1 protein-coding gene is annotated in these 248 nt (G+C 66.9%); it reads left to right on the top strand.

Going from position 1 to position 248, the window contains the following annotated elements:
- A partial coding sequence (locus ACLJNW_RS27330) for a sensor histidine kinase N-terminal domain-containing protein (RefSeq protein WP_410961688.1) occupies window positions 1-248 on the top strand: 248 nt, incomplete at both ends.

Genomic DNA, 248 nt, shown 5'->3' with positions numbered 1-248 from the left:
GCCTACGACCGGACCTTGCTGGCCTCGGCGCGGGCGATCGCCGACGGGCTCTACGAGAAGGACGGCACCCTGCGCGCCGACGTCCCCTACGTGGCACTGGATACCTTCGCCTACGACAGCGCCGGGCGGATCTTCTACCAGGTCAACGACATCCACGGACGGATGATCTCCGGCTACGAGAATCTTCCGGCGGCACCCGCCGATACCCTGCGCACCGACGACTACCCGGCCCTGGCCAAGTTCTACGA

The organism is Salmonella sp. SAL4457 (genome assembly GCF_046548235.1).
In the GTDB taxonomy this organism is placed as follows: Bacteria; Pseudomonadota; Gammaproteobacteria; order Enterobacterales; family Enterobacteriaceae; genus Salmonella; species Salmonella enterica.
Note: the sequence above shows the minus strand (reverse complement) of the source record. Positions and strands in the feature narration are given on the sequence as shown.